The following is a 21,383-nucleotide window of genomic DNA, read 5'->3' on the forward strand; positions in this document are numbered from 1 at the left end:
AAATAGAGTCTATTCAGAAATAAACCCATCACGGAGAAACTCCTTTTGAGCGCTTCAAGTACTTTTAATACCAATTTCAAGCAATACCTGACTACTACCAAGGTGAAGGGTGCTGACATCCCTGCGGGCCTACAAGAGTTGCTATTAGCAGTTGCTGATACTTGCTCAACCTTGAGTCATGAAGTTGCTCAAGGTGCCTTGGTTGGCTTGCTGGGCTCTGCTGGCACTGGCAATGTCCAGGGCGAAGTTCAGCAAAAACTGGATGTGATTGCCAATGACTTATTAATTGACGGCGTACAGGGATGTAAATCATTGGCTGGTCTAGCCTCTGAAGAAATGGAGTTACCGCTCCCGGTTCAAGGTACTGGTGATTACTTATTGCTATTTGATCCACTGGATGGCTCTTCAAATATCGATGTGAATGTATCCATCGGCACTATTTTTTCTGTACTCAAGAAGCAAGATCCTGCGGCGCCATTACAGACGGAAGATTTCTTATTGTCAGGCCGTCACCAGGTGGCAGCTGGTTACGTTGTGTATGGCCCACAAACTACCATGGCATTAACTCTGGGTGATGGCGTAGTGATGTTCACCCTCAATAAAGTAACTGGTGAATTTGTTTTAATTAAGCACGCGGTAGAGATTTCTCACTCAACCAAAGAATTCGCAATCAATATGTCGAACATGCGCCACTGGGCTGAGCCTGTCCGTCGCTACGTCGATGAGTGCTTAGCTGGTGTGAGTGGAGAGCGTGATAAAGATTTCAATATGCGCTGGATCGCATCCATGGTTGCTGATGTGCACCGTGTTTTATCGCGTGGCGGTATCTTTATGTATCCATGGGATCAACGTGAGCCCCATAAGCCAGGAAAGCTCCGTCTGATGTATGAGGCAAACCCTATGAGCTTCTTGGTAGAGCAGGCTGGTGGCGCATCTACCAATGGTGATCAACTGATTATGGATATGGTTCCCACCGAGCTGCATGAGCGTGTCTCTGTCATGTTGGGATCTAAGGAAGAGATTGAGCGCCTCCAGCACTATCACTCTCAGGCATAACTGGCTGCCAATATTTCTTAGGTGGTAGTAAATTAAAAAAACCCAATCACTGATTGGGTTTTTTGTATTTCAGATGATCACCTGAAAATCAACCAAAGGATTAGGGTTGTACCTTCTCTTTAAGGTAGGCCAGAGATTCTTCTACTTGGTCAATCAGGATTAGGCAAATATCGCCAGCAGATAAATCATTGAGGGCGGTATCAATGGCGAGGAATTCACCGGTAATTTCTTTAACCTGTTTAGCTTTCTTAGTGCCTACCAAGCCTTCTTGAAGAAGCTTAAGAACCTCTCCATCTTCACGGCCACGCTGACACTGATCTTGATAGAGGATGACATTGTCAAAGCTATTGCCCAGAATGCGGGTCAGATCACGAATATCTTCATCGCGACGATCGCCGGCACCACTAATCACTACGTGACTCTTCTTAGGCTTCATAGCCTCAATAGCGCTTGCTAAAGCGCGCATGGCATCTGGGTTGTGACCATAGTCAGCAATCACAGTAGCGCCTTTGTGCTGGAATTGATTGAAGCGTCCTGGCACTGCATTAGCCGAGCTCTCAAAAGAATGAAGTCCACGCGCAATCTTTTCAGCGTCTAGACCTAAAGCCCAGCCAGCACCAATAGAGGCCATCGCATTTTCAATTTGGAATCCTAAAACGCCATTTTGAGTCAGCGGAATCTCGCTTACAGGGAAGCGGAAAAGTACGCGTGCTCCTTTTGAACAGACGATATAGGTACCATCAAAGAAGATTACTTTTTTATTCTTAGCACGATGGGCTGCAATGACAGGGTGGTGTTGATTCTGTGCAAAGAAAATTACACGACCAGTGCAAACATCGCCCATCTTCACGACTATCGGATCAGCAGCATTCAGAACTGCAGCGCCTGTTGGTGCAACGTTCATCACAATGACCCGTTTCAGAATCGCTAAGTCTTCTACGCTAGTGATGTAGTTAAGACCTAAGTGGTCACCTTCACCAATATTAGTCACAACAGCAACTTCGCAACGATCGAATCCGAGACCTTCACGCAACATTCCACCGCGAGCTGTTTCTAATACGGCAGCATCGACATCAGGATGCATGAGGACATTACGTGCACTCTTAGGGCCACTGCAATCACCGGAATCAATTAGGCGATGGTTGATATATACGCCATCAGTAGTCGTCATGCCAACGCGTAAACCAGTCTCATTCAGTAAATGAGAAATCAGGCGAACAGTAGTGGTCTTGCCATTAGTCCCTGTCACAGCTACAACTGGAATACGACCATCTTCACCTAGCGGATACATCATGTTGACGATATCTTCGCCAACAGGGCGGCTCTTGCCATAGGAAGGCTTGAGGTGCATACGTAGGCCTGGTGCAGCGTTGACTTCAACAATGCCGCCACCTTGGGTCTCTAAAGGCTTGTAAATTGCCTCACACAGAATGTCGACACCAGCAATATCTAAACCAATCATTTGGGCGGCTGCAATTGCGCTGGCAGCTACATCTGGATGAACATCATCAGTCACATCAGTGGCGGTGCCGCCAGTGCTGAGATTGGCATTATTGCGAAGTAAAACGCGCTCACCAGTTTTGGGAACATACTGTGGGCTTAAGCCATTGCTCGCTAAATGCGCAAGAGCGATGTCATCAAAACGAATTTTGGTTAAAGCAGTTGCATGGCCATCACCGCGCAATGGATTTTTATTTTCTAGCTCTACTAGTTCAGATACGGTATGTTTGCCATCGCCAACTACTTGAGCGGGTTCGCGGCGAGCTGCAGCAGATAGGCGATTACCAACTACTAGCAAGCGGTAGTCAGCACCAGGTAGGTAGCGCTCAACAATGGTTTCACGTCCAAAGGCTTGGGTAACTACAAAGCCTGCGCGTACCTCTGCTTCAGTTTGAATGTTAGCAACAACACCTTTGCCTTGATTGCCGTCTTTAGGCTTAAGAACAATCGGACCGCCAATTTTTTGGGCGGCGCGCCACGCATCATCAGCAGTAGTAACCACTTCGCCAATCGGAACAGAAACGCCCGCAGCTGCCAATAGATTCTTGGTGAGCTCTTTGTCTTGCGCAATGGCTTCTGCGATTGCGCTGGTGTCACTAGTCTCGGCAGCTTGAATACGCTTTTGCTTGCTACCCCAACCAAACTGCACCATGCTGCCCTCAGTCATGCGGCGATAGGGGATATTTCTTTGTACGGCAGCATCTACGATAGATCCGGTGCTTGGTCCCAAGCGCACATCTTCATACAAAGCCTCTAATTCAGAGAGGGCGGCTGCTAAATCAAATGGCACATCATTGAGTGTTGCTTGGATTAATCCAAAGGCAAAGTCAAAGGCCATGCGCCCAACAACTTCTTCGGTGTACTCCACTACGACTTGATAGACACCAACATCAACGGTTTGTACTGTGCGGCTAAAGGTTACTGGGCAGCCTGCTTGTGACTGAAGGCCTAAAGCAGCATGTTCAAGAGCGTGTGCGAGTGAGAGGATTTCATTATGTCCACCACGACGCATGCTGCCTAATTGAGGAAAGCGTTCGCGAATCTTGATTTCAAACTGAGGGATTGAGTCGATAGAGCGTTCTGTTTCATCGCAAGAAACAATTGCCTCTAGGGCTGTGTGGCGGCTCCACAAATTCGGGCCGCGCAACATGCGAATACGGGTGATTTCCAATTAAACCCCTACTGGAATGCTGGCATCAGAAACAAAGGTTTCAGCACCAGCTTCGATTACGTTGAACGGAATATCTAAGGCCCAAGCTGCAGCAATCGCAGCACCAAGATTCATCGGTTTCCATGGCTCACTGGCGCTAGGCTCACAGTTACGCGGCACTGGAATACTCTTTTGATCATGCTTGGCAGATTTGAGAATGATTTGTTGATTACCAATCATCACTACACGACCACCATTTTTAAGGTGCTCTTGCGCAATAGCGGATGTTGAGTCTTGGGTGAAGAAGATCACCTCACCATCACTGAGTTCTGCCATGCTCGCAACCATTGGGTCATCGGCATTAAGTACGGCAACACCTGTTGGCAAGACCACATCTACTTGCGTTCTAACGATGCTAAACACTTGGTCTTCATCGTAGATGGCGTATTGAGGGAAGTTGGCTTTTGGATCTACATTCAAAACAACGCCAACTTGGCAGCGATCATAAGCAAGACCTTCTATCAACATCGATAGATTGTTGTTCTCGATCACAGCTGCTTCAACTGCACGATTTAATAAAGTGCGACGGGCATTTTCCCAGTTGGCAGCATTGCTCTTTTGAATTGAGCGATGACCAAAAAACAAACCCTTGCTGCAAGACAATCCAACATACAAATTAGTGAGTCGCAAGAAGTGGGCAATCATTTCAGCAACAGGAGTTTTGCCGCGAGCACCGCAGACACCAACTACTGGAATGCGGAAATCAGTGCCTGGCGGGAAAAGATGATTCGCAATTTCTTTGCCAACTGGTTGAGGTTTGCCGCTGGCAGGTTTCAAGTGCATCAATAAACCTGGGCCAGCATTCACTTCAACAATGGCTGCATTCTGCACATCCAATGGTTTGCTAATGTCTTGTGCAACTAGATCAACGCCAGCAATCTCCAGCCCCACTACGCGAGCGGCTAAAGCTACTTGGCTAGCTACTTCCGGATGAATTAAATCGGTGACATCAAATGCAACGTTGCCATTACTTTGAATGAGTACTTTTTGATCCAATGCTGGAATGCTTGCGCCAGTGAGTTTCTGACGCGCAAGCTCTAACTCCACTGCAGAATCAATGCGTACTGGATTGAGTGGACATTCTTCAGTAGTGCCGCGACGTGGGTCAGAATTAATTTGGGTCTGAATGAGTTCAAGCACGGTATGTTTGCCATCACCGGTAACCCAAACAGTTTCGCCTTTAGCTGCTGCAACCACTTTGTTGCCAACCACTAGCAAGCGATGTTCGTCACCAATAATGTGACGCTCTACTAAAACTTCGCTACCTTCATCAATTGCAACGGCATAGGCCGCTTCAATTTCTTGTTGGGTGTAGAGGTTGATAAAAACACCGCGACCGTGATTGCCATCAATTGGTTTGACTACAACTGGCAGGCCGATATCTTGTGCTGCTTCCCATGCATCATCGGCACTAGTAACGGTGCGGCCTTCAGGCGTAGGGACTCCCGCGCTAGATAAAAGACTCTTAGTAAGATCTTTATCGCGAGAAATTGTTTCAGCGATTGCGCTGGTTTGATCTGTTTCAGCAGTCCAGATGCGACGCTGCTTAGCGCCATAACCTAGTTGTACTAGGTTGCCTTCAGATAGGCGGATAGAGGGAATACCGCGCTCTTCTGCTGCATTCACAATGCAGGCTGTACTTGGCCCAAGCAATAGATCGTCACCAAGCTCGCGCAATTCTTCAATGATCGTGCTCACAAGAGCAACAGGATCTTTAGTGTCTTGGGCTAAAGCAAGATACAGGTCACGAGCGTATTTGAGTGCAGTGAGAGTAACTTCTTCGTTAATCGCACTCACCATGACTTTGTAAACTCCGCGACGATCACCATCACGTGCTTTACCAAAGCCGCCGGGGATGCCGGCTAAATTTTGTAATTCCAGGGTCAGGTGCTCAAGGATGTGAGCAGGCCATGTACCTTCTTCTACTCTTTTGAGAAATCCACCAGCTTCGCCATAGCTGCAGCGGTGTTCTTGGAGGCTAGGGAGTGCTTTGACGAGTCGGTCATAAAACCCAGGGATGAGGTTAGAAGGGAAGTCCTCTAATTCACCAATATCGAGCCAAACTTCAATAACAGGATGGTAAGTCCACATATTGGGGCCGCGGAGATGCTTGACACTCAAGATCTCAATGGTTTTATCTAGTAATTGGGGCATATGTGGAATGGGGGGTCTTGGCGCAGCCTCAGAGGGTGAGGGCGGGGATGACTCAGACTATCTCTCTGGTTCTAGTAATTATTCAAAATCCACAAAATTAGCAAAAATACACAAAAAAGCCTACTTCGTTAATTTAACGGCTTTCTGCCCTGTAAAGTTGACAGACTTACTAAATCTAAAAAATCTAGCTCCACTATACTTTTAGGACTAATGAAGCCAGAAATTACCCCAACCGCTCCCCCTTTGCCAACGCTTTGGGCTAGCGCTTTAGAAGCACCCCAATCCCCAGTAAAAGATGCCAACTCAATGCTGGCATGGGTTGAGCTGGATCTTGATGGTGAAATGCGCTTTGAAAAAAGCCTGCTTTGTTTGATCCCAACGGGCTTATTTTGGACGGACGGCACTCACTCAGAATTCTGGCCTATTAGCTCTGGGGCTCATCTTTCGCATGGAGATCATGCTGGAGTAGGGCACCTCAAATTGGAGTCTGAGACTAGTCTGCTGCGACTTTGGTATTTCACCTTAGCCGTCAATCCACAAGTATTGCGCCTACAAAGTAGTTTTAAGCAGTTAATAAAAGGTGATCAGGCCACTAAAGAGCCTGAGGCTTCTGAATACGACAAGCAGGTGTGTCCGGTGTGTTTGAGTCCTAAGCCTGCCAATTCAGATGCATGTCCGACTTGCGACCCGGAAGAGGATGCCCCTCCATCTACTTGGACTTTATTTAAGCTTTGGCGTTTTGCACGCCCTTACAAAAAAGAGCTTTTACTGGGTTTCGTGCTGACTTTGCTCTCTACCGGCGCTACGCTCATTCCGCCGTACCTGACGATGCCTTTAATGGATCACGTGTTGATTCCCTATGAAAAAGGTAATCCGATTGATTTTGCTCTGGCCACCAAATACCTTTTGGCTTTATTTGCTGCGGCAATCGTAGCCTGGGGCTTGGGTTGGTGGAAGACTTATCTGCTGGCCTTGGTGAGTGAGCGTATTGGCGCAGACTTGCGTAATACGACTTTTGAGCATTTACTCAAATTGTCCTTAGAGTATTTCGGCGGCAAAAGAACGGGTGACTTAATTGCGCGTATTGGCGCTGAGACTGACCGCATTTGCGTATTCCTATCTCTTTACGCTTTGGACTTTGCGACCGACGTCATCATGATTACGATGACCGCAGCAATTTTGGTGTCGATTGATCCTTTGCTCGCATTGGTCACTTTGGCACCATTGCCATTTATCGTGTGGATGATTCATGTAGTGCGAGACAAACTCCGTTTTGGGTTTGAAAAGATTGATCGCGTTTGGTCTGAAGTAACCAATATCTTGGCTGATACGATCCCGGGTATTCGAGTAGTGAAAGCCTTTGCTCAAGAAGACCGCGAACTCAAACGTTTTGTTGATTCCAATAAACACAATTTACAAATCAATGATCGCGTCAATCGCGTCTGGGGATTGTTTTCCCCAACAGTCACACTCTTAACTGAAACTGGTCTCTTAGTGGTGTGGGGTTTCGGTATTTGGCAGGTGGCACATCAAAAGGTTACTGTTGGTGTGTTGATTGCATTCCTTGCCTACATTGGACGCTTCTACATTCGACTCGATTCAATGAGTCGCATCGTTTCTCATACGCAAAAAGCGGCTGCTGGAGCTAAGCGTATTTTTGATATCTTGGATCATGTCTCGAGCGTTCCTGAGCCAATTAATCCAGCGCCCTTGGGTGAAGTCAAAGGCCGAATCTCCTTGCGGGGCGTGGGTTTCCGGTATGGTAACCGCGCGGTTTCTAAAGGCATTGATTTAGATATTGCCCCCGGAGAAATGATTGGTTTAGTTGGGCATAGCGGCTCTGGTAAGAGTACTTTAGTGAACTTGATTTGCCGCTTCTACGATGTGAGTGCAGGCTCCATTGCATTGGATGGGCGCGATATTCGTAGTATCGGAATTGCTGACTATCGCAAGCGCATTGGTTTAGTTTTACAAGAACCATTTTTATTCTTTGGCACGATTGCGGAAAATATTGCTTACGGCAAGCCGGATGCTACTCGTGAAGAAATTATTGAAGCAGCACGCGCCGCACATGCACACGAATTTATTCTTCGCTTACCACTTGGTTACGACTCATTGGTCGGTGAGCGCGGTCAATCTCTCTCAGGTGGTGAGCGTCAACGGATTTCAATTGCACGCGCGCTCTTAATTAATCCAAGTATTTTGATTTTGGATGAAGCCACTTCATCGGTAGACACCACTACTGAAAAAGAAATTCAGCGTGCTTTGGATAATCTAGTTAAGGGCCGCACTACGATTGCGATTGCCCATCGACTTTCCACCCTAAGAAAAGCAGACCGCTTGGTTGTGCTCGATAAAGGTGAGATTGTGGAGATTGGCTCGCATGATGAGCTCATGGATGCGCAGGGTGCGTACTACGCCTTGTATCAAGCTCAGCTACGCCATGCTGCCGAGTTGGTTGAAGGTGGCGCTATTGGTGAAAGCATTGAAGAAAGCAAAAATGAACGCGAAGAAGAGCGCCTGCAAGTGATCGCTAAAGAAACTGGAGGTGGCGTATGAGTCATCATCAACAGTCGCACACCTTAGGGCGTGATGCGCTAGGTCGACTTGTATTCGTTGACGCTGCTGGCACACGTCATACAGGTGTCTATCCAGTTAGAGCCTTCCCGATTACCGCTCCAGGCGCTGGTATCTCCATCATGGATCAGTCTGGCAAAGAATTATGTTGGTTTGATGGCATCACCGCTATTCCAGAGGGTGAGTTAGCTCTGATCGAAGAGGAGCTAGCTGCCCGTGAGTTCATGCCAGTGATCGAAAAAATCACCAAGGTGTCTACTTTTGCTACCCCGAGTATTTGGGATATCGAAACTGACCGTGGCCCCACCAGAATTCGCCTCAAGGGCGAGGAAGACATTCGCCGTATTGCTGGCAATACGCTTCTGATTGCTGACTCCAATGGCCTCCAATTTTTGATCAAAGATTCCACTCAGCTAGATAAAGTGAGTAAGAAACTTTTAGATCGCTTCCGTTAAGAATTTCCCCCATAAAAGTCGTACTAGGGTTACTACTAATAAGCTAGTGTTACCCCTAACTGTCCATTTGGCAAATATTGATGGCAATCAAGTATTCATGCCCTGATATGGATAAAAATCCATGCATAACAAAGAGAAGCCAAAGTAATATTGGTATTCAAAATTTATTGGAGGAGCGTTCATGAAGATGAAGTTAAAAGGGGCATTGATTTCCACCGCATTAGCCCTCGGTGCTGCTGCTGTTTCACCTGCTTTTGCTGCTTGGGAACCAACCAAGCCAGTTGAGTTCATTATTCCTGCCGGTCCTGGCGGCGGTGCTGACCAAATGGCGCGCATGATCCAAGGCATCATTACAAAGAACAACTTGATGAAACAGGCAGTGATTCCTGTGAACAAGGGTGCAGGCGCTGGAGCTGAAGGCTTCTTGGCAATGAAAGAAGCTAAGGGCGATCCAAATAAGATCGTGATTACGCTCTCCAACTTGTTTACAACTCCATTGGCAACAGGCGTTCCATTTAACTGGCAAGACATCACTCCAGTAGCCATGTTGGCACTTGACCAATTCGTTTTATGGGATAACTCTGACAAGCCTTACAAAACTGCCAAGGAATATATCGACGCAGCTAAAGCGGCTGGCCCTGGCAAGTTCAAGATGGGTGGTACTGGCTCTAAGTCTGAAGACCAGATCATTACTGTAGCGATTGAAAAAGCAACTGGCGCTAAGTTCACATACATCCCATTCAAGGGGGGTGGCGACGTTGCTGTGCAGCTCGTTGGTAATCACATTGATTCTTCTGTGAACAATCCAATTGAAGCAGTAGCTCAATGGCGTGCAAACAAATTACGCGCATTGTGCGTATTTGATGACACTCGTATGCCTTACAAAGAAAAGATCACTACAACTCAGTCTTGGAATGATGTTCCAACTTGTAAAGAAGCTGGCGTGCCAACTGACTACGTGATGTTGCGCGGCATTTTCATGGCTCCTGGCGTAACTCAAGAGCAAGTTGATTACTACATCAACGTGTTCAAAAAAGTACGTGAGACAGCAGAGTGGAAGAAGTTTATGGCTGATGGCGCATTCAATCAGACATTTATGACTGGTAAAGAGTTCAGAAATTGGCTCACATTAAATGAAGCATTGCATAAGCAATTAATGGCTGAAGCTGGTTTCTTGGCTAAGTAATTTTTGAGAAATTAAATAGGACCCCTAAAAGCGGGGTCCTATTTTTTGAGCAAGCGTATCTACTAACTTTATTAAAAAATATAAAAATGTCTGAACATACAAACAATACAAATCAAGACTCAGTCATTAGCGTGAGAGCGATGGACATCATTACATCGCTCGTGTTCCTGGCAATAGGTCTGACAGTGATGATTGGTAGTCTGAAGTTGGGTGCTAGCTGGGGTGTTGATGGTCCAGAGGCTGGTTATTTCCCTTTCTATATCAGCTTGATCATCATGCTATCTAGTACGGTTACTTTGTATCAATCTGCAATCGTGAACAAGAAAAAGAAAACCGAATCCTTTGTTGATAGCGAGCCCGCCAAGCAGGTGATGGCGGTATTGTTGCCAGCAATTGTGTTTGTGCTTGGCGTGCAATTGATTGGTATTTATGTTTCCTCGGCTCTCTACATCGCAGTCTTCATGGTGTGGCTGGGAAAATATCCAATTTGGAAGGCTGTTGCTGTCTCTGTTGGTGTGAGCGCGGCGCTTTACCTCATGTTCGAATACTGGTTCCAAGTTCCATTGCCACATGGTGCATGGTTCAATCCACTCGAGTTTGTGGGCGTAAATTAAAAAACAATAACTATTAAAAAAGATTAAAAAAGGAGTCTAAGTTGGAAGAAATTAACGCTCTATTCAGCGGCTTTGCCGTTGCAATGACACCCTTTAACTTGCTATTAATGCTTGTTGGTGTAACTCTTGGTGTGATTATTGGAGTATTGCCTGGTTTGGGTGGTGCGAACGGTATTGCGATTCTGTTGCCTTTAACCTTCACAATGCCTCCAACATCCGCAATCATCATGTTGTCCTGTATTTACTGGGGCGCATTGTTTGGTGGTGCGATTACATCCGTACTCTTTAACATCCCTGGTGAGCCATGGTCTGTTGCGACAACCTTTGACGGTTATCCAATGGCTCGTAATGGTAAAGCTGGCGAAGCATTGACTGCAGCGTTCACATCATCATTTGTGGGTGCGTTCTTTGCGATTGTGATGATTACCTTCTTGGCACCATTGGTTGCGAAGTTCGCTCTCCAATTCGGTCCGCCGGAGTTCTTCTCGGTCTACCTCCTGACCTTCTGTAGTTTTGTGGGTATGAATAAAGGTTCGCCATTCAAGACAATTTCAGCAATGATGTTGGGCTTTGCTTTGGCTACCGTTGGTATGGATACCGTTACAGGTCAGTTGCGTTTAACTTTCGGTAACCCAGAGTTGATGCGTGGTTTTGACTTCTTGATCGCTGTGATCGGCTTGTTTGGTATTGGCGAGATTCTTCTTTCAATGGAAGAGGGCTTGGCCTTCCAAGGTGCTGCAGCGAAGATTCGCGGTAAGGTTGTTTGGGAAACTTGGAAGCAGTTACCAAAATATTGGGCAACTTCATTGCGCAGCTGCTTGATTGGTTGCTGGATGGGCATCACTCCAGGTGGTGCTACTCCTGCATCTTTCATGGCTTACGGTGTTGCAAAACGCGTATCTAAAGAAGGTGACAAGTTTGGCACTGGAAAAATGGAAGGTATTGTTGCTCCAGAAACAGCAGCTCACGCTGCTGGTACAGCCGCCTTGTTACCAATGTTGTCATTAGGTATCCCAGGATCACCAACAGCTGCTGTGTTGCTTGGCGGTTTGTTGATCTGGGGCTTACAGCCAGGTCCATTACTCTTCGTTGAGAAGCCAGACTTTGTTTGGGGTCTGATCGCTAGTATGTACTTGGGTAACTTGGCAGGCTTGTTTGTTGTATTAACTTGCGTTCCATTGTTCGCCTCAATCTTGAGAATTCCGTTCTCCATCATTGCTCCAGTCATTATTGTGATTTGTGCGGTTGGTGCATACACCGTCCACAATGCGATGTTTGACGTTTGGTTGATGTTGGGCTTCGGCGTGTTGGGTTACGTCTTCAAGAAACTCGATTACCCAATGGCACCTATGGTCTTGGCCTTGGTGTTGGGCGACCGTGCAGAAGATTCTTTCCGCCAGTCCATGTTGTTCTCACAAGGTAGCTTAGATATTTTCTTCTCTAACTACTTGGTAGGTGCGATCACTACATTGGCTTTGGTATTGCTGTTCTGGCCATTGATTGGCAAAGTTATTGGCAAGAAAAAGGCAGCTGCAGCATAAGAGTGAAATAAGCTAGAAATAGCGATTTCATAAGGGAAAAGGGGCGCAAGCCCCTTTTTTCATGCCTAAAGCAAAATTCCGATAAAATCTCCCCATCATGAATTTCCGCAAAAATCGCCTCATTCACTGGATTGCTGCTCTAGCAATCGCAATGAGTGCGCTTGCGCCAGCAGTTTCTCAAGCGGTATCGCTAGCGAAGCATGGTCAAGGTTTTGCAATGGAAATCTGTTCTGCTGATGGCGCTAAGATGCAAATTCAGGTGCAGGGCGATGATCAGGCGAATGAATCTGAATCTATGCAGCCTTGCCCATACTGCGTTGCTCACACAAGCATTGCTCCATCGTTCAATACGAACCTCACATTCCAAGCGCCGCAAACATTGTCTTTGCTGCCACAGCTTTTCTATCAATCACCCAAGCCTCTCGCTGTTTGGGTAACACCGCCTTCAGCAGCACCTCCCACACAAGCCTAAATCTTTTTAGGGCATAGCCTAGCTATGTAGTTGGCAACCAAGTTGCCGTGATGTTGTGTGGAGAATTACATGTTTTTGAAGCAAAAGAAAATTAGCGTATGCATTGGCATGCTATGTGGATCGGTATTGATATCTAGTAGTGCTCAGGCTCAAATTGCACCTCCGCCTGATTACGATCAGAAATTGGCTGATATGGTTGTGACTGCGACGAAATCAGGTACCACTCTTAAGGATATGACTCAGAACACCACAATTCTGACGAAAGAAGAGTTGGAGATTGCACCCGACCAAACGATTGATCAAGTTCTTAAAAACCAGACAAGCGTATTTTTAAACGATCAGCCTTATTACGAGAAAGATCCAACCGGACAAAGTATTAACGTCCGAGGCTTGGGAAATGCGAGAACTTTAGTTCTGATTGATGGTGTGCCTGCTAATGATGCGATGTATGGAACCGTGCAGTGGAATTTAGTGCCAATGTCAGCAATCCAAGATGTCGAGTTTATTCGCGGCGGGGCTTCTAGTCTTTATGGAAATATGGGTATGGGCGGTGTGATTAACATTACTACCAAGCCCATCAGCGATAACAAGGGCGAGGTGTCGGGAAGTATTGGATCTTACGCAACTGGGACTGCAGCCGTATCAAAAGAATTTTCAATAAGCGACTCCTTTAAGTTGAGAGCTTCAGCTGATTACTTTAGTACCGAGGGCTACCAAAATATCGCAACAATTTCTCCGTCTTCGCAAGCCGCCCTTAAGCGTGGGATGGGAAATGAAAGTGCTGAGAGTGCTAACTATCGTTTACAAGGCGCTCTAAAGGTTAGTCGGGACACTGATGGATTCTTCAATTTCGGACTTCATTCAATGTCGAACTTACCTACGGGCGGTTACAACTTTGCTAGAAAATCTACCAATGAGACAACGCTTTCCGGCGGCACCACTACAAGGCTGAATTCTAGTGAGCAAGTTCAGGTCAATGCTTTCTATGAGAACACGACCTTGCAGCAGCAAAATGTAGCCTCAAATAGCCCATATATTAATGCTACCTTCCACAATCCCTACTACCAAGTTGGGGGCTCAGCTCAATATACAAATAACTTTCAAAATGCAGTAATTGATCAACTTATCTTAAGTGCTGATGCGAAGCAGTTATCCGCATCAAACTTTCAAAATAACTATAACTCTCCCGGCAATGCAAATTTACAAACTAGTAAATTGGGTGTAATGACTTCTCAGGTTGTTGCTCAGGGAACGCAAAACTTTTTAGGTATTTTGGGTCAAGTAAAATCAAACTTAACATCTATACCTCTTCAAGCTACCTTATCAGCCAGGGTGGATAACTGGACCAGTCAGATACCTGTAAATTACACTCAGCAGGTTGGTCAAGCCCAGGTAAGTCAGGCAGTGCCAAATCAGTCTCAAACTAAGTTCAGCCCAAATCTAGGCTTGTTGTACCGAGCATCAAAAGAGCTTGATTTTAGGGCCGCTGCTTATCAAGCATTTCATGCGCCTGGACTTAACAATTCCATACGTAGTTATGGTTCAGGTTCTAGTTATGTCAGCAATAATCCACTGCTAACCCCAGAAAATATGACTGGTTATGAGATTGGATCTGATTACCGATGGAGATCCGGTTTTATACAGGTAACTGGATTTAATGCAAATGTAACAAATGCTATTGCTACGTACACTATGACAAGCGCTCAAATCGCAAGTACATGCGCGCCAGTATGCACGGCTGGGGCAAAATCCTATAGTAATGATCAGTCGTTAAGAAGTACTGGTTTAGAGTTGCAGGCTCACTATGACATTAGCTCTAAATGGGCAACAGATTTAGGGTATACGCTCACCAAGGCTGTATTAACTTCCACCTATGGGGCAATTAGTCAGGCATTGAACCCAACTGGCGTTCAGATTGCTGGAACACCAAGAAATATGGGTAGTGCAAGCCTTACATATTTTCCGGTACCAAAGGCAAGTTTGACTGCCTCAGTGCGTTATATTGGAAATTCTTGGTATGACACGGCTCATACTTCGCCAATACCGGCATATGCTGTAGTGGGTGCAAGAGCTAACTACGAGGTAACTCCAAATGCAACTGTTTACTTGAGTGCTGTGAACTTATTAAACCGTAATTACGTAACATTTGGTTCCGGCTCTCAATACATTGCTGGTCAGCCTCAAACAATCACTGTTGGTGGTCGGATAACATTTTGATAACAATAAAAAACTCACTTCATTTCAAGCCACGTGACGTGGCCAAGGTTTTAATTCTGAGTCTCTTGGTATGGGGTGGGATTGATCTGGCCGTTGCTCAAATGGACCACGCATCCCACTCCGGAGCGAGTGCGCCTGCCAAGCCTTCTTCATCATGCAAGGGATCGGGTTTAGATTGCGCGAATTCTGCAACGCCATTTTTGGGTAAGGATGGTAAGTTGCTTCTGGCCTGGACTGGTGGTGGATTTGTTTCAGTTGCTAAATCTGATGATTTGGGAAAGACGTTTACATCCCCTATAGTTATTGCGGAACATGGAAAATCTCTGGACGCTGGAAGTGATGCTCGCCCACAAATCGTTTCTGATTCCAAAGGTAATATATTTCTGGCTTATGCATTTTTCAAAGATGGTAATTGGAATGCACAGATTAATACTGCTCGATCCTCCGACGGAGGTCTCAGTTTTACGACCCCCATCCCGCTGATAAAAAATGGTTCTAGCGAGCGCTTTCCTTCAATGGTGATTGGTAAAGATGACTCCATATTCTTGGCTTGGATTGATAAGCGTTTAGTTGCTGATGCGAAGAAGTCGGGTAATCCGCGTCTTGGTGGATCCATCGCTTACTCATTTTCAAATGATGCTGGGAAAACGTTTCAGCCTGAGAAAATAGCTAATGAACAGAGTTGTGAATGCTGTCGTATAGGTTCCAGCATTGATCCAAAGGGTGGGGTAGTCATTGTTTATCGAGCTATTTTCCCTGGTGGTATACGTGATCACGCCACGCAGTTAATTAAGGAATCCTCGTCCGGAAAAATTCGCAGAGTCTCTAAAGATGAATGGAAGACTGATGCTTGCCCTCACCATGGCCCTGCAATCACAGTTTCTAGTGCTGGAAAAATGCATGTGGCTTGGTTTACTCAGGGAGCTGCTCGATCTGGAGTGTTCTATTCCAACTCTAGTAATCAGGGCGAAACCTACTCGAATCCAATCAGAATTGGAGGTGAGCATGAGAATGTTTCGCGCCCTTATCTCCTCGCTCAGGATAAGTCCATTTGGTTAGTTTGGAAGGGGTTTGATGGGGTAAAGACATCTGTGTACCTTAAGAAATCACCGGATGATGGCGTTACATGGTCTCAGGCAACCTTGATTGCGCAGACAAGTGCTTATTCAGATCACCCTCTGTTAATTAGTAATGGGGGCGATGTCTTTTTATCTTGGCTAACCCGAGCCGATGGCTATCAAGTCATTAAACTAAACGGCAAATGATGAAAAAAATACTTTTTACCCTTTCTCTATTTGTTCTGACAATGCACACTGCCTTTGCGGATGTATCCACTATTCAGGCTTATCAGAAAGGGGATTGGAGCTCTTTATTAAAGAAAAATGCTGGCCAAGCAGTGGCCGTTCATTTTTGGGGCGTCACTTGTGCGCCTTGCGCAAGAGAAATGCCTCAATGGGGCACGTTTCTCTCCACGGATAGAAGTGCGAAGGTGATATTCATTCAGGTTGATGAAGTACCCCTCGAAGCGACTAAAAAAATGTTAGCTAAGGCCGGCTTAGATAAAGCTTCCAGCTATTACTTAAATACTCCCTTCGATGATTATTTTCGCCATGAAATTGATCCGCAGTGGCGTGGTGAAACTCCAATGACTTTGTTGATTGATAAAAATGGAAAGATAGTCCGGAAAATAGGGCCGATAAATTTTGTTGAGTTAAAGAAGTGGTTCGCTAAAGGTGTTTATTAATTTAAGGAGAGTAATTTGAAAAATATTGTGATTGGTTTAATTTCTTTGTCTGCGGCAGCATTTACTACTGGAGCCTATGCTCAAAACGCAAAAGTGGGCTCTCTGCAAATTGAGAATGCCTATACCCGTTCAACTGTGCCGGGCCAAATGGCTGCTGGTGGTTTTATGAAGATCGAAAACAAAGGTGGCGTGGATTTATTGGTATCAGCTAGCTCTCCAGTGGCTGGCGAGGTGCAACTGCATGAGATGGCCATGGAAGGCAATGTCATGAAAATGCGTCAAGTGAAAGATATCCCCGTGCCAGCAGGTGGTGCCGTTGAATTAAAGCCAGGCGGTATGCATTTGATGTTCATGAATATCAAGGCGCCATTAACTGCAGGCGAGACTGTTCCAGTTAAGCTCAAGTTTGCTAAAGCGGGTGAGGTGGAAGTGAAGATGCCTGTGAATGCTATGGGTAATTCTGGAGCTATGAAGCACTAAGCACATAGTTTTTTGCATTCAGCTTCGGCATTAAAAAAGCCCCTAGTTTTACTTAGGGGCTTTTTGTTTTGATGCTTTGGATTTATTGCTTATGGTTAATCCAAATTGAGATCGGTTACTGCACCTTTACTTGCAGTGCTCGCAAGGTGAGCATACTTAGCAAGTAAGCCACGGGTATAGCGTGGTTTAGGTTGTACCCAGGCAGCGCGACGCTTCGCAATCTCTTCATCGCTCACATTGAGTTGAATGAGTAACTTATGGGCATCGATCGTCACCGAGTCACCTTCGTGAATAAGGGCAATTACACCGCCCACAAAAGCCTCAGGGGCAACGTGACCTACAACCATTCCCCAAGTGCCGCCAGAAAAGCGTCCATCAGTGATGAGGCCTACTGTCTCGCCTAAGCCTTGACCAACGAGGGCAGAGGTAGGGGCAAGCATCTCACGCATACCAGGGCCGCCTTTAGGGCCTTCATAACGAATCACCATGACGTCACCGTCTTTGATCTTTTGCGCCATGATGGCTGCCATTGCATCATCTTCGGAATCAAATACACGAGCAGGGCCAGTAATGGATGGGTTCTTGAGACCAGTAATCTTGGCAACACAACCTTCAGGAGAGATGTTGCCCTTCAGAATAGCTAAGTGACCTTGCTTGTACAGCGGGTTGTCTAAAGTGCGAATCACCTTTTGATCGGCGCGCGGTACTGATGGAACGTCTTTCAATGTTTCAGCAATCGTTTTGCCAGTAATCGTTATGCAATCGCCATGCAATAGTCCGCCATCTAGCAAGATCTTCATGACTTGCGGAATACCGCCAGCTTCATGAAGGTCGGTTGCCAAATATTGTCCAGAAGGCTTCATATCGACGATGACGGGAACACGCTTACGAATGCGCTCAAAGTCATCAATAGTCCAGTCGATCTCAGCAGCGCTGGTGATAGCTAGATAATGGAGAACAGCGTTAGTGGATCCACCAACAGCCATGATCACACTAACTGCATTCTCAATCGATTTTTTGGTGATGATGTCGCGTGGACGTAAATTATTCTTAATTGCCTCAACTAGCACTAAAGCTGAGTCATGAGCACTGGCAACCTTCTCGGCATCTACATTGGACATAGTAGAAGAGTAGGGCAGGCTCATACCTAAAGCTTCAAAGGAGGAGCTCATGGTGTTTGCAGTGTACATACCGCCGCAAGAGCCGCTACCTGGGCAAGCATGTTGCTCTACGCCCTTGAGGTCTTCCTCACTCATGCGACCAGAGGTGAATTCACCAACAGCTTCAAATGCGGAAACAATGTTCAGATCTTTGCCTTTGAAGTGACCTGGCTTAATCGTTCCACCATAAACATAAATACTGGGTACGTTAGTGCGTGCCATCGCCATCATGCCGCCCGGCATGTTCTTATCGCAACCGCCGATGACTAGAACACCGTCTTGCCATAAGCCGTTGACGCAAGTTTCAATACTGTCCGCAATCACTTCACGTGAGATGAGGGAGTACTTCATGCCTTCAGTACCCATGCCAATACCATCGGAGACAGTGGGTGTTCCAAACATTTGCGCTTTTGCACCAGCTTCTTCAAGAGCAGCTACCGCTGCGTCTGCCAGTTTTTGCAAACCGCTATTACAAGGGGTGATGGTGGAATGACCATTTGCTACACCAACCATCGGCTTAACAAAATCCTTCTCTTCATAGCCCATCGCGTAATACATTGAGCGATTGGGTGCGCGAGCAACCCCTTCGGTGACATTGCGCGAGCGTTCATTGAGGCGTTTCATGCTGATATTGACTCCAGAAAAGAATTTGTCGAAAAGCTCTATTGTGCCGTGAGACCAGTAGAAGCGCAGGGGTTTATGTAGTCTTTCCTATGCTCCTGTCATGCGCCGCAACAAGCAGATTTCTCTATTGTATTTGCTGATTGGGCCTCATTATTAGCTTGAGAGCTAATATCCTTGGTAAAAAAGCTGCGGTACATTGCCTTATCTATTACTTTTCCTTTTAAATTCAATGACTAAAGTTGGCCATATTTACCTAATCGACGACGATGAGTCGATGCGTACCTCTTTAAGCAGAATGCTCAAGGATGTAGGTTATATCGTGGAGGATTTCTCCTCTGCTGTGACATTTTTAGAGGATTCACTACCTGTAGCACCTGCAGTTATCTTGCTCGACATGCAAATGCCAGATATGACTGGCCTAGATCTACAGGAAAAATTGATCCAACTTGGTCGTAAAACCCCGATTGTGTTTGTGAGCGGCCAGAGCCACCCCCATCAAATCGTCAAAAGCCTGAAGCGCGGAGCGGTTGATTTCCTCTTTAAACCCTTCAATTTGGAGGATTTATTGAAGGCTGTTGCCGATGCCCTGGAGTTTGATAGACGTCAGCTCAAACGCGTTTCTAAAGAGGTGGAAACCAAGAAAGACTATGCGACCCTCACGCCTAGAGAAAAGGAAGTCTGCTTTTGGCTGGTCAAGGGATTGCTTAATAAAGATATTGCCGTCAAACTGGGAACAACAGATGCCACGATTAAGGTCCATAAGGCTAGAGTGATGGACAAGATGCATGTGGAGTCAGTTCAAACATTGGTAGCAAAGTATCTTGAATCCGATTTAGAAAACATCCAGAAAAGCTAGCTCTTGAGCTAATTTCCCTGGTGTTATATAGGCACTATTATTGGGCATCATTTCGACAGATAAATCACTTTAAATACTTTCGTGACTGCTAATACTAAGCTACCTGAGATTCGTAAAGAGGCATTTGCTCAAGCCAGGGAAAAGCTCGCCCTCAGCGCAAAAGATCTCGGTGGTATGGCTTGTCTTTCACATCATCAAATCTCTCAAATTGAAAATGGCGAGTCCAGCTATTTCTACGGAGCTCAGAATAAATTTACCGCTGCTAAGAAAGTAGCAAAGCTTCTGAACTTAAGTGATGAGGAAGCATTTGACTATGGCTCTCAAGCCCCAGTAAAAATTATTGAAGAGTCAAAAGTTGAAGAGCCTATTAAAGCTCCAGCAAAAAAAGCGCAGTCAAAAAAAGAAGCTGTAGCAGTTAAAGAGGTAGTGGAGGAGACTCAAGCTCCCGTATTAGTGACTGAAGAAGAAAAAAAAGATCCAGTCCAAAAAGCAGAAACTACAAAAGTAGAACCTGCAAAAGTTACCCTAAAACAAACTCCTTTTTCCGCAGCTTCATCAAGCTCAAAGCCTACCTCATCAAAGAAGATGTTTCTTTGGCTCAGCGTATTGGCTGCGCTGGTGTTCTCAGTAATTAACTTGCGCCCACTCTTTTTTGCTGACAAGCCAGAAGAAATCGTTGTTGTCAAAGAAGAAATTATTGAACCAGCTCCTGCTGCAACCCCAGTAGAGCCTGCGCCAGTCGCCCCAGCCGCGGCTGTGCCAGCAGTGCCGGTTCCTGCGGCTAGTGCCGAGGCCTCAACAGCTTGCCCGGCTGAGGAAGGCATTATTAGCTATAAGCCTGATGCGCCCCGTAAGGCTGCGGATATGGTTTACGTGCAAGTTAAAACCAAGCAAGTGATTTGCGTAAGTGATGCTTCTGGAAAGATACAGAACAAGATGGTTGAGCCTGGTGTGGGCGCATCCTTTTATGGCAAGCCGCCGTTTAAAGTGCTGACTGGTGGCCTTGCTCAGGCAGACGTATTTTTTCAAGGCGCAAAAGTGCGCCTGACAAATTTGAATTACAAAACCTTGATATTGGAAGCTGCTGAAGTGGTGGCACCACCCGTAGACCGGACAGATTCTCAGCAGCGCTAACCCTTCGGAGGATTAGCGCATTGAATGCTGATGCTTAAACTGCTGAGTCGTTAGTTTCGCCAGTGCGAATACGAATAGCCTGTTCGATTGGGCTAACAAAAATCTTACCGTCACCAATCTTGCCAGTGCGTGCAGCTTTAGTAATTGCTTCAATTGCTGAATCTACGCGGTCATCAGCAACAACTACTTCAACTTTTACTTTAGGCAAAAAGTCGACTACATATTCGGCGCCACGATAGAGTTCGGTGTGACCTTTTTGGCGACCAAAGCCTTTAACTTCAGTAACAGTCAGTCCGGTAACGCCTACTTCAGCTAAGGCTTCACGAACTTCGTCAAGTTTGAACGGCTTAATAATGGATGTGATTAGCTTCATATATTCCCCTTAATACAGTAATCATACCTA

17 protein-coding genes are annotated in these 21,383 nt (G+C 46.1%); 13 read left to right on the plus strand and 4 right to left on the minus strand.

Annotated elements, in window-relative coordinates; genetic code table 11:
• Positions 1 to 45 precede the first annotated feature (45 nt).
• A complete protein-coding gene (locus tag ICN25_RS03880; protein ID WP_216179162.1) occupies positions 46 to 1,056 on the plus strand; it encodes a class 1 fructose-bisphosphatase in 1,011 nt (336 codons plus the stop codon).
• 100 nt (positions 1,057 to 1,156) lie between these two features.
• Here ICN25_RS03880 and cphA (ICN25_RS03885) read toward each other — a convergent pair whose 3' ends face one another.
• Together cphA (ICN25_RS03885) and cphA (ICN25_RS03890) are read right to left on the minus strand one after the other, a co-directional pair.
• The gene (gene cphA, locus ICN25_RS03885) at positions 1,157 to 3,727 is read right to left on the minus strand and encodes a cyanophycin synthetase (protein ID WP_216179164.1); all 2,571 of its coding nucleotides are present in this window, start codon (positions 3,725 to 3,727) and stop codon (positions 1,157 to 1,159) included.
• Positions 3,728 to 5,920, minus strand: coding sequence for a cyanophycin synthetase (gene cphA, locus ICN25_RS03890; RefSeq protein WP_216179166.1), 2,193 nt, complete (start codon positions 5,918 to 5,920; stop codon positions 3,728 to 3,730).
• 210 nt (positions 5,921 to 6,130) lie between these two features.
• Between cphA (ICN25_RS03890) and ICN25_RS03895 the strand changes: the two genes are divergently transcribed.
• From ICN25_RS03895 to ICN25_RS03940, 10 genes are all read left to right on the plus strand, one after another.
• A complete protein-coding gene (locus ICN25_RS03895) occupies positions 6,131 to 8,479 on the plus strand; it encodes an ABC transporter ATP-binding protein (protein ID WP_216179168.1) in 2,349 nt (782 codons plus the stop codon).
• On the plus strand, positions 8,476 to 8,952 hold the full coding sequence (locus tag ICN25_RS03900; protein WP_216179170.1) for a DUF1854 domain-containing protein: 477 nt from the start codon (positions 8,476 to 8,478) through the stop codon (positions 8,950 to 8,952). The genes ICN25_RS03895 and ICN25_RS03900 overlap by 4 nt, the downstream gene beginning before the upstream one ends.
• A 187-nt stretch (positions 8,953 to 9,139) precedes the next feature.
• Positions 9,140 to 10,138: a tripartite tricarboxylate transporter substrate binding protein gene (locus tag ICN25_RS03905; protein ID WP_216179587.1), complete on the plus strand. Its 999-nt coding sequence runs from the start codon at positions 9,140 to 9,142 to the stop codon at positions 10,136 to 10,138.
• Between the two features lie 86 nt (positions 10,139 to 10,224).
• Positions 10,225 to 10,752, plus strand: a complete 528-nt coding sequence (locus ICN25_RS03910) for a tripartite tricarboxylate transporter TctB family protein (protein ID WP_216179172.1) — start codon at positions 10,225 to 10,227, stop codon at positions 10,750 to 10,752.
• A 41-nt stretch (positions 10,753 to 10,793) separates the two neighbouring features.
• Entirely contained in the window at positions 10,794 to 12,293 is a 1,500-nt protein-coding gene (locus ICN25_RS03915; protein WP_216179174.1) for a tripartite tricarboxylate transporter permease, read from the plus strand.
• Between the two features lie 97 nt (positions 12,294 to 12,390).
• Positions 12,391 to 12,765, plus strand: coding sequence for a DUF2946 domain-containing protein (locus ICN25_RS03920; protein ID WP_216179176.1), 375 nt, complete (start codon positions 12,391 to 12,393; stop codon positions 12,763 to 12,765).
• A 69-nt stretch (positions 12,766 to 12,834) separates the two neighbouring features.
• On the plus strand, positions 12,835 to 14,982 hold the full coding sequence (locus ICN25_RS03925; protein ID WP_216179178.1) for a TonB-dependent receptor: 2,148 nt from the start codon (positions 12,835 to 12,837) through the stop codon (positions 14,980 to 14,982).
• Positions 14,979 to 16,247, plus strand: coding sequence for a sialidase family protein (locus ICN25_RS03930; RefSeq protein WP_216179180.1), 1,269 nt, complete (start codon positions 14,979 to 14,981; stop codon positions 16,245 to 16,247). Before ICN25_RS03925 ends, ICN25_RS03930 begins: the two co-directional genes overlap by 4 nt.
• Complete coding sequence (locus ICN25_RS03935) at positions 16,244 to 16,726, plus strand: TlpA disulfide reductase family protein (protein ID WP_216179182.1); 483 nt, start codon at positions 16,244 to 16,246, stop codon at positions 16,724 to 16,726. Before ICN25_RS03930 ends, ICN25_RS03935 begins: the two co-directional genes overlap by 4 nt.
• Before the next feature lie 15 nt (positions 16,727 to 16,741).
• Positions 16,742 to 17,206: a copper chaperone PCu(A)C gene (locus ICN25_RS03940; protein WP_216179183.1), complete on the plus strand. Its 465-nt coding sequence runs from the start codon at positions 16,742 to 16,744 to the stop codon at positions 17,204 to 17,206.
• 95 nt (positions 17,207 to 17,301) lie between these two features.
• Here the strand turns inward: ICN25_RS03940 and ilvD are convergent, their stop codons facing one another.
• On the minus strand, positions 17,302 to 18,990 hold the full coding sequence (gene ilvD / locus ICN25_RS03945; RefSeq protein ID WP_216179184.1) for a dihydroxy-acid dehydratase: 1,689 nt from the start codon (positions 18,988 to 18,990) through the stop codon (positions 17,302 to 17,304).
• A gap of 229 nt (positions 18,991 to 19,219) precedes the next feature.
• Between ilvD and ICN25_RS03950 the strand changes: the two genes are divergently transcribed.
• Positions 19,220 to 19,846 (plus strand): response regulator transcription factor, encoded by a 627-nt coding sequence (locus tag ICN25_RS03950; RefSeq protein WP_216179185.1) that lies wholly within the window; start codon positions 19,220 to 19,222, stop codon positions 19,844 to 19,846.
• Positions 19,847 to 19,927: 81 nt separating this feature from the next.
• Positions 19,928 to 20,980 (plus strand): helix-turn-helix transcriptional regulator, encoded by a 1,053-nt coding sequence (locus tag ICN25_RS03955; protein ID WP_216179186.1) that lies wholly within the window; start codon positions 19,928 to 19,930, stop codon positions 20,978 to 20,980.
• A gap of 34 nt (positions 20,981 to 21,014) precedes the next feature.
• Here ICN25_RS03955 and glnK read toward each other — a convergent pair whose 3' ends face one another.
• A complete protein-coding gene (glnK, locus tag ICN25_RS03960; RefSeq protein ID WP_015420723.1) occupies positions 21,015 to 21,353 on the minus strand; it encodes a P-II family nitrogen regulator in 339 nt (112 codons plus the stop codon).
• Between the last annotated feature and the right edge of the window lie 30 nt (positions 21,354 to 21,383).

The sequence above is a fragment of the Polynucleobacter sp. 80A-SIGWE genome (assembly GCF_018882295.1).
Taxonomy (GTDB): domain Bacteria; phylum Pseudomonadota; class Gammaproteobacteria; order Burkholderiales; family Burkholderiaceae; genus Polynucleobacter.